At 38.9% G+C, this 8,567-nt stretch carries 11 protein-coding genes; 4 read left to right on the top strand and 7 right to left on the bottom strand.

Annotated elements, in window-relative coordinates; all coding sequences use genetic code 11:
* Positions 1 to 27: 27 nt before the first annotated feature.
* Positions 28 to 960, bottom strand: coding sequence for an aldo/keto reductase (locus ACTHJT_RS15825; protein WP_440239966.1), 933 nt, complete (start codon positions 958 to 960; stop codon positions 28 to 30).
* Positions 961 to 1,068: 108 nt separating this feature from the next.
* Here ACTHJT_RS15825 and ACTHJT_RS15820 point away from each other — a divergent pair, with 108 nt between their 5' ends.
* A complete protein-coding gene (locus ACTHJT_RS15820; protein WP_440239964.1) occupies positions 1,069 to 2,379 on the top strand; it encodes a PQQ-dependent sugar dehydrogenase in 1,311 nt (436 codons plus the stop codon).
* Positions 2,380 to 2,434: 55 nt separating this feature from the next.
* Here ACTHJT_RS15820 and ACTHJT_RS15815 read toward each other — a convergent pair whose 3' ends face one another.
* Positions 2,435 to 2,878 (bottom strand): carboxymuconolactone decarboxylase family protein, encoded by a 444-nt coding sequence (locus ACTHJT_RS15815; RefSeq protein ID WP_440239962.1) that lies wholly within the window; start codon positions 2,876 to 2,878, stop codon positions 2,435 to 2,437.
* 63 nt (positions 2,879 to 2,941) lie between these two features.
* Positions 2,942 to 3,517: a Crp/Fnr family transcriptional regulator gene (locus ACTHJT_RS15810; RefSeq protein WP_440239960.1), complete on the bottom strand. Its 576-nt coding sequence runs from the start codon at positions 3,515 to 3,517 to the stop codon at positions 2,942 to 2,944.
* Between the two features lie 229 nt (positions 3,518 to 3,746).
* Here ACTHJT_RS15810 and ACTHJT_RS15805 point away from each other — a divergent pair, with 229 nt between their 5' ends.
* On the top strand, positions 3,747 to 3,956 hold the full coding sequence (locus tag ACTHJT_RS15805; protein WP_440239958.1) for a hypothetical protein: 210 nt from the start codon (positions 3,747 to 3,749) through the stop codon (positions 3,954 to 3,956).
* A 56-nt stretch (positions 3,957 to 4,012) separates the two neighbouring features.
* On the opposite strand, the gene ACTHJT_RS15800 is transcribed toward ACTHJT_RS15805, so the two are convergent.
* From ACTHJT_RS15800 to ACTHJT_RS15790, 3 genes are read right to left on the bottom strand one after another with little or no spacing between them, the layout of a single operon-like run.
* Entirely contained in the window at positions 4,013 to 4,429 is a 417-nt protein-coding gene (locus ACTHJT_RS15800; RefSeq protein ID WP_440239956.1) for a rhodanese-like domain-containing protein, read from the bottom strand.
* A gap of 50 nt (positions 4,430 to 4,479) precedes the next feature.
* Positions 4,480 to 5,124 carry a hypothetical protein gene (locus tag ACTHJT_RS15795; protein WP_440239954.1) on the bottom strand — a complete coding sequence of 215 codons (645 nt, stop codon included), beginning with the start codon at positions 5,122 to 5,124 and terminating at the stop codon, positions 4,480 to 4,482.
* Positions 5,125 to 5,177: 53 nt separating this feature from the next.
* Entirely contained in the window at positions 5,178 to 5,837 is a 660-nt protein-coding gene (locus ACTHJT_RS15790) for a hypothetical protein (protein ID WP_440239952.1), read from the bottom strand.
* A gap of 441 nt (positions 5,838 to 6,278) precedes the next feature.
* On the opposite strand from ACTHJT_RS15790, the gene ACTHJT_RS15785 reads away from it, so the two are divergent.
* Positions 6,279 to 7,253, top strand: a complete 975-nt coding sequence (locus ACTHJT_RS15785) for a deoxyhypusine synthase family protein (protein WP_440239950.1) — start codon at positions 6,279 to 6,281, stop codon at positions 7,251 to 7,253.
* A gap of 139 nt (positions 7,254 to 7,392) precedes the next feature.
* Here ACTHJT_RS15785 and ACTHJT_RS15780 read toward each other — a convergent pair whose 3' ends face one another.
* Positions 7,393 to 7,902 carry a YdeI/OmpD-associated family protein gene (locus tag ACTHJT_RS15780; protein WP_440239948.1) on the bottom strand — a complete coding sequence of 170 codons (510 nt, stop codon included), beginning with the start codon at positions 7,900 to 7,902 and terminating at the stop codon, positions 7,393 to 7,395.
* Positions 7,903 to 8,008: 106 nt separating this feature from the next.
* On the opposite strand from ACTHJT_RS15780, the gene ACTHJT_RS15775 reads away from it, so the two are divergent.
* Positions 8,009 to 8,545 (top strand): NADPH-dependent FMN reductase, encoded by a 537-nt coding sequence (locus ACTHJT_RS15775; RefSeq protein WP_440239946.1) that lies wholly within the window; start codon positions 8,009 to 8,011, stop codon positions 8,543 to 8,545.
* The last annotated feature ends 22 nt before the right edge of the window (positions 8,546 to 8,567 follow it).

Below are 8,567 nucleotides of genomic sequence, written 5' to 3'. Positions count from 1 at the left end.
AAAGCAGCTTTGCTGGCTGCTTACGACTCAGTTCCATACAAGCTGTTTGCGTTCGTTCCAATAGGCTTCGCTGTTTACCCGCATTTTCTTTAACTGATCAATTTCATCCAAATCTAATGTGAATGTGTTTGCGAGCAGATTTTGCTCCAGTTGCTTCACGGTTGCTGCACCGCTCAATACAAAGGCTGGTCTCAATGTATCCATACAAAAACGAATAGCGATCGCATCTTTTCCAACGTTATATTTTGCAGCCAATGCCTTGAATAAAGTATCATTCGCCTGACCTCTTAACACACGCCCATTGGCAAGGGATTCTTTGATGATGATCGTAGCGTTGGCTGCATGCAGCAATTCAATAACTTCCCCAATGCTTTGTTCAAATACATTATAGGTAACCTGAAACACAGTAAAGATTGGCTTGCCGCCAAAAGTAAGCGCCAGTGCTTTTTTGATCACTTCGTTTTGTTGTACACCACTTGTTGTGAGGCCGATTTGTATATGAAACGTGTTTTTTATTGCAGTCAATTCTTCGAGCACGTCTGTATTTTCCAATACACCACTATCAAGCGTAGCTGAATGTATCTGGTACATATTCAGATGGGGAAGTAGCTGTTTTGAATATGTCCATTGTTGTTTCAACACTTGCAATGAATGTTCTTTTACTTCATGCTGCTCAGGATTTTTTTCAAAGTTTGCTGTATAGATATATCCCCATTTTGTAGAAATTCCAATATCTGAATAGTTTCTTTTTCTGACCCAGTCCAAAAGTATTTCTTCTGCAATACCATATCCCGGTGCGCTATCAAAATGGCGTATGCCAAGTTGGTAAGCCGTATCCAACAGTTGCAGTGCATGGGTTTGCAAAGCATTTTTATCGGGATTCTGTAAACTATCAGCGGTTTTTATATTTATATATTGTGGCCTGCCAATGGCGGCCATACCTAGTGCGATTTGTGTCATAAAACTGAAGTATAATAAAAAACTTCTCCGGATGTTTTTGTTTGATTAAAATTACGTAATTTAAAATGGTGATGCATCATGAAAAACAGCATCTCAAACATAGCCCCTATGAAACAGCTTTTTTTTTCAGTTCTCTTTTTAAGTTTTTTGATTTCATGCACCAATCATGGAGAAAAGGCAACAGCGGTAACCTTAGATGATACGCTTGACAGTGATGTAACAGATACGTTTCCAAAACCCTTTGCTACTGAGTCCGCTAAAAAATTCAGTAAAGCGATTGGTTGGAAAGAAGGACAAACACCCATAGCGCCCAAAGGTTTCGTTGTGCAGAAATACGCCAATATGCTTGAGAATCCCAGGTGGATCTACGTATTGCCGAATGGTGATGTATTGGTAGCTGAATCGGGTACCAAGGGATTTATAAAAAAAACAGCCTCGTTTATCAGCGGTAATTCAAAATCAAAACTATCGGATGGAAGTGCCGATCGCATCACGCTTTTCCGTGATACAAATAAAGACGGGCTTCCGGATGTACGCGAAGTATTTCTTGAAAACCTAAATCAGCCGCTGGGTATGCTGCTGATTGAAAATACATTTTATGTTGCCAATACCGATGGTGTTGTTGCATTCCCGTATACACGCGGACAAACATCCATTACTGTGAAAGGTAAACAGATCACAGACCTGCCTGCAGATGGCTATAATAATCACTGGACAAGAAACATTATTGCCAATACGGATGATTCAAAAATTTACATCACGGTGGGTTCTTCCAGTAACATTGGTGAGCATGGCATGGATCAGGAAGTCATGCGTGCGAATATACTTGAAATGAATCCGGATGGCAGTGGTAAAAGAGTATATGCATCAGGTATCCGTAATCCTGTAGGGATGGCCTGGGCTCCAGGTACGCATGTATTATGGACGGTTGTAAATGAACGCGATGAGTTGGGAGATGAACTGGTGGCCGATTATCTGACCAGTGTAAAAGAAGGTGGCTTCTATGGCTGGCCGTATTCATACTGGGGGCAGCACGTTGATCCAAGACTGGAAGGCAAGGGCATGGATCTGGTAAAAAAGGCCATTGTACCTGATGTATCACTGGGAGCACATACTGCATCGCTGGGACTTGCTTTTTATGAGCATACAATGTTTCCTGAACATTACCGCAATGGTGCATTTATCGGCCAGCATGGTTCCTGGAACCGGTCATCTTTCTCCGGCTATAAAGTAGTATTCGTGCCGTTTGACCAAGGGAAACCGTCTGGTCCCGCGGAAGATTTTTTAACAGGCTTTATTGCGAATGCCGACGAAGTATACGGAAGGCCTGTCGGCATTACGGTATTGCAGGATGGCTCTATGCTTGTGGCTGATGATGCAGCCAATACCATCTGGCGGATCAGTGTCGATAAAAAATAAACGAAAAACATATAAGCATAAAAAGGTCAATACACGTATTGACCTTTTTATTTTTCTATTCAGCTGTTGGCTGCATGTGTGTGCTGATCGCTATCCGGTTCCATCCGTTTATCGCTACTACCGCCATAATGATATGTGCTACGTAAGTCTCACCAAAGGTCTCAACGGCTTTCTTGTATACAGAATCAGATACCCCATGCTGATGAATAAGCGTACATTCTTCTGTCAGTGCCAGTATGATTTTTTCTTCAGGTGAAAATAAATCTGTTTCTCTCCAGGCGCTTAATACAAACAAACGCTGTAACGTTTCACCGCTTTTAATGGATTCTTTGGTATGCATATCCAGACAATGGCTGCAACCGTTGATCTGCGATGCGCGTGTTTTGATCAGATTCTTATGCAACTTACTTAATGCTGTTGTCTGTAAATAACCTTCCAAACCCAGCATGGCCTTGTATGCGGTTGGCTGCAATGCTTCCATGTTTAATCTCTTTTCCATATGTTTTGTGTTTTAGTATAGAACAAAACTAGGAGCTGGTTTTCAGGAAAAACTTAAACTGGTTTAAGAAATATTCTTTTTACGGATTTCACTTAAATATTCAGGCGTGAATCCTAAATAGGACGCTAATAAGTATTGCGGAACACGTTGAACAAAATCCGGAAAGCTGCGGCTGAAATTCAGGTATTGTTCTTCTTTTGAAAATGTATGCTGGTATTTAGTTCGTATTTGTGCTGCCGCTGCTGCCTTCTGATAAACCAGGCGGAAATAACGTTCCATTGCCGGCAGTGCTTTAAACAACTGTTCCTGTTCGTTAAAGGAAATGCTCAGTAATTCGGTATTTTCAACGGCCTGGATATAAAAGTTTGCCGGCTGCTGATTCTGGAAAGCCATGTAATCATTCATCCACCAGTTTTCGATTGCGAATTGCGTGGTCTGTTCAACACCTTTTTCATCAATAAAAAATAAGCGCAGACAACCTTTCAATACAAAGTAATTCTGTTTACAGGGATCGCCGGTCTGCAGCAGGTTTTCCTTTTTTGATACTTTTCTGTACTGAAAAAATCCTGAAAGCAACATTTCTTCCTCAGGTGTAAGTGATATGAATTTACGGACATGCGTGAGTAAGCCGGTGTACATAGTATGTAATTATTTCAAATGAATGTATAGAAAATTCAGCTTACTGAAAGATAAGGAATGAAATTCAAATCATGTAATTGACATGTAGCATTATTGTAAAAATGGGGATAACTTATTTGATTTTTTTTCATCCGGGCAAACGCTGAATCCGTTATTAAATCTGGTATACATAAGAAGTCACTTTACTTTAATGTATGCATAAAAGATCTTTTAACATAAACATTACTACATGGAACAAGTTGAAAAAGAATTAAAATTAGTTAAATGGACAAATGAATCATTTATCGAAATACTGATGAACAGTAATAACAAGGAACGTTTAAAAGAAATCTTGCCAGTAATAAGAAGGTATACCAATGCGATTGTTGTACATTATAAAATGGATCTTGATTCTACGGCGCAGGTTAGTATTGGTGCAAAGGTAATTGCAGTTGCATAAGTAGTCCGCTTATATGCATGAACAAGGATCACCGGCTCGGCGTGCTCCTTGTTTTTTTATTTTACAGGATATTTTTTGTCTGACCAATCTGTTTTAAAATCCGTTTTTATATTCAGAATTTTAAAATTGGTAAATCCCATATTTGTTAAAATGGTACTTGCTTCGTGAATGTTCCAGCAGTCTTCTATTTTGCAGCATCCGCAATAAATAACAATCTCTTTGTCTCTGGGAACATCCTTCAAAGCAGTTTTTATTTTTGTTTGATTGGCAGGATTAATGGTTTCTCCAATCAGCACGGCATCCGGAATCATAGCCATCGGTCCAACGTTGTATATGGCAGGCTTCTTAGCAGCGGGGTTTTGCAATACTGCCGCAAGTTGCGCCGGCTCGATCAATTTTTCTGCGGGATAAGAAAATGCTACAGCAATAATGATTGTTGAAAGAAGTAAAACTGCATGAAGACTTTTTTTCATAATGGTATACAGATAAAGATTACAAAAGAAATAACCGGTTTGTATAATATTTAGTTCGAAATCTGAAGCGTTTTGAGAATTTTATCTAATTCCTTTTTCTGAGCCTTGGTGTTGTATGTGGTAACGATACCAAGACTAAATCCTTTTTTCAATAATGAATAATAGGTTTGTTTTATTTCTACAGATCCAGCGTTCTTTAGGGAAAGAGAAAATTTATAAAAAGTGACTCCGTTAAATTTTTCTTTACTGATCTTATCATTGATCACGTAATTGGATTTTGTGCGGAGTAATAATTTTTTTACCTGGCCCAGATACATTGCTTCGGTTTCAATTTCCGGATAATCCATGATATTTTCAGCCATGATCACAAAACCCGGATTGAAATCTACAGCCGCACCGATCCGGTATTGATTAGCCATTATTAATACTGCATCTTTGATATCTTTAGGATTAAACAAAGGCTTTAGGGTGGCATCTTTGTCGGTCATCTTTTTCATCGCCTTTGAAATGATGGTATCGGTTTGTTCTTTTGAATGCACCTTCCATGTTGGTGGCACATCGATTTTTAAATTAAAATAAGAATTGGTGTATACATTATTTTCAAACGTACCGTAATCAAATACTTCTGCATTGGATTGACCGTATACAGTAACTGTAAAAAATAAAGCGATACATAAAAACAGATTTCTGCTCATGTTAAATTGAGGAAGTGGGTGTACGTATGTAATTAATTAAATTTGATATGTACTTATTTGATGCCAAACATTTCTTTCATGGCATTCCATAAGCTGCTTTTTAGCGCCACGGTTGTTTCCAGTTTGGCAAGGGAATCTGCTAAAAGGATTGTAGTGGCATTATGTTTTTGTATGGCATACAAATCTTTCGGCAGGCGAGGCGTGAATGCATCAGCAGGTAAACCGAAAGATAAAATAATCCGTGGCTTCAGTGTTTCAATGTCTTTTAGTGAAACCGGATGTGTTGTTTGCAGCACACCGCAGTCTGCATAATCAAGCTGGACCGCTTTAACGATCTTGCCCAGCATTTCGAGTTGAGCAGGAGTGTTTGTATAGGATGCATGCATGAGTATCAGAATACCATTGCTGTATTTGCCGCTTGGTTTTAATACAACCGGTTCTGCAGCTTTAGGTACAGCCTGTTCTTTCACTGCTGCGGATGGTGCGGCAGGAATAGAGGGTATAGCCGGAGTCTTTGGAATAGCAGGTGAAGCTGGTGCTGCAGGGGTAACAGGTATTGCAGTTTTAGGAGCTTCAACAACAGCTTCTGTAGCTACAGGTTTACCTTTTTCTGCAACAAGTGGGGCTGCTGTTACGCCATTCGGGTCTGTAATGATGTATAAAGTATCTGAAAATATATCTTTCCAGTTTTCCGGATTAATTTGTCCTTCCATAAATACGGCATGGTTTAAACAATTCACATGCAGATACAAATTACGCAAAAACAGGGTTTTAATTATGAATTATGAATGATGAATGATGAATTAATTCTCAACACTATTGTCTGGATTGGGATTTACAGGATTATGGTAAAATTGGGATTAAGAATCCTATTTATCCTGACTATAAAACACCAATCTTTGAGCTAATATTTCTTTTCAGAATCAAAAAATGATTTTAATATAAATTTAAGTCTTAAACGGTTCAATCATTAGATCTAAAATGCATGCACACGTCTAGTTCGAATTTTGCCTTAATCCAATAATCCAAATCCTCAACAATTCTCATTTTCAAGGGGTAATGATTAAATAATATAGGTTTTGGCCCATATTTATAAGTTTTCAATAGAATGGTGTAACTTGCAGGCTATTATTCTATTTAACATTCAAATAAATATGTCAAAAGGACCTATTTCCAAGTTCATTCAGGAACATTATCTGCACTTCAATGCAGCGGCTTTAGTAGATGCAGCAAAAGGATATGAAACGCATTTATTAGAAGGCGGAAAAATGATGATTACTCTTGCCGGTGCAATGAGTACAGCAGAATTGGGTAAGTCTTTGGCGGAAATGATCCGTCAGGATAAAGTTCAGATTATTTCCTGTACAGGCGCAAACCTGGAAGAAGATATCATGAATCTGGTTGCGCACTCACACTACAAGCGTGTACCAAACTACCGTGATTTAAGTCCGCAGGATGAATGGGATTTGTTGGAAAATCATTACAACCGCGTTACAGATACCTGTATTCCGGAAGAAGAAGCATTCAGAAGATTACAGAAACATTTATATAAAGTCTGGAACGATGCTGATAAAGCAGGCGAGCGTTATTTCCCGCATGAGTTCATGTACAAAATGTTGTTGAGCAAAGAGCTTGAACAATATTATGAAATCGATCCGAAGAACTCCTGGATGCTTGCTGCAGCTGAGAAAAACCTTCCGATCATTGTACCGGGCTGGGAAGATTCCACCATGGGTAATATCTTCGCTTCATACTGTATCAAAGGTGAATTTAAGCCAACAACGATGAAGTCTGGTATTGAATACATGATGTGGTTGTCTGACTGGTATGTGAAAAACTCTGAAGGCAAAGGCGTGGGCTTCTTCCAGATTGGCGGCGGTATTGCCGGTGATTTCCCGATCTGCGTGGTACCAATGTTATACCAGGATATGGAAATGGAGAATATTCCGTTCTGGAGTTATTTCTGCCAGATCTCTGATTCAACTACTTCTTACGGATCTTATTCAGGAGCTGTACCGAATGAAAAAATTACCTGGGGTAAATTAGATATCAATACACCTAAGTTTATTGTGGAGTCGGATGCTACAATTGTGGCGCCGCTGATTTTTGCTTACCTGCTGGGATGGTAATTATAATTATGAATTATAAATTATAAATTATAAATTATGAATGAAAGGTTCGATGTAATGTCGGACCTTTTATTTTATATAAAGAAATAAAAAGATCAAATAATTCATAATTCATAATTCATAATTCATAATTCATAATTCATAATTTTTCTCCCTTATTCATCCGTATCATTTCTGAATAGCTCAAATGCATTTCCAGGGCTTGTATGGATTGCGTAATTCGTTTGGATTTGGTTGTTTCTGTTTTAGCGGAATCGATCCACTTTGAAAAATAGTTCTGGTGAGACTTTGTGAGACCTTTAAAATAAGCATGTGCACGGGGAACATCTTCCAGGCACATGATAAAATCAGCGTTTAATTCATATGCTTTCGGATCGTATTCAATACGTACCGTTAATGTACTGCCGGTAGCCTTATGCGTGCCTTTACGCATGCCTGCGTTGATGGGCATGATGAATTCTCCATCACCCATGGGGATAAGAGCAACACCCTCGATAGCAAATTTGTCAAGTGTACCTTTTACCCGAAAACCTTTCCTGTTGCCCGGAGCCAATGCTTCAGAAACATCTATGGGAATATAGATAAAGCTCCATCCGGTTTTTTCACCATTCTTCTCAAACTTCTGAATAACTGCTTTGAATGTTTTCATTCATTCAATTTAAAAAAGCATTGATAGAACTCAAAATAATAATACAGAGGCGGAATTATTTATCCGCATCAGTTTATTTTTTGAATGAAAATGGTTTGATTTGGAAATGAGTACTGCAAATAAAAAAAATATTCTGGCCCTTTCCGGAAGTGTGAGAAAAGGCTCGGCGAATGAAAGGATCCTGCAGCATCTGGCAGCTGTTTATGCAGATTGTATTGACCTGAATGTATCATTTGATCTTTCAGTATTACCACATTTTAATCCGGACCTCGCAGAAAATCTGCCAGTGAGTGTTCAGGAGTTTATAAGCGCAGTGACAAATGCGGACGGCGTTATTATTTGCACTCCTGAATATGTGTTCAGCATCCCGGCGGTTTTGAAGAATGCGTTGGAATGGACAGTTGCAACTACTGTATTTTCTGGAAAGCCGTGCGCAATCATTGTGGCATCCAGTCTGGGCGATAAAGCTTTTGAATCGCTCGATCTGATTATGAAAACATTGATTCAGCAGGAACTTGATCCGCAGGCAAAAGTATTGATCCAGGGAGCGCGGAGTAAAATTTCTGCAGCTAAAGAAATCGATACACAGACAACTGCTGCTTTGGATGTCTTGATGAAATCTCTGTTGAAACAGATTCAGTGAACTAATTATTATAAAAACACCA

It is taken from the genome of Cytophaga sp. (assembly GCF_051961495.1).
Lineage (GTDB): Bacteria > Bacteroidota > Bacteroidia > Cytophagales > Cytophagaceae > Cytophaga.
The sequence above is the reverse complement of the archived record's forward strand: the minus strand, read 5'-3'. Positions and strand labels throughout refer to the sequence as shown.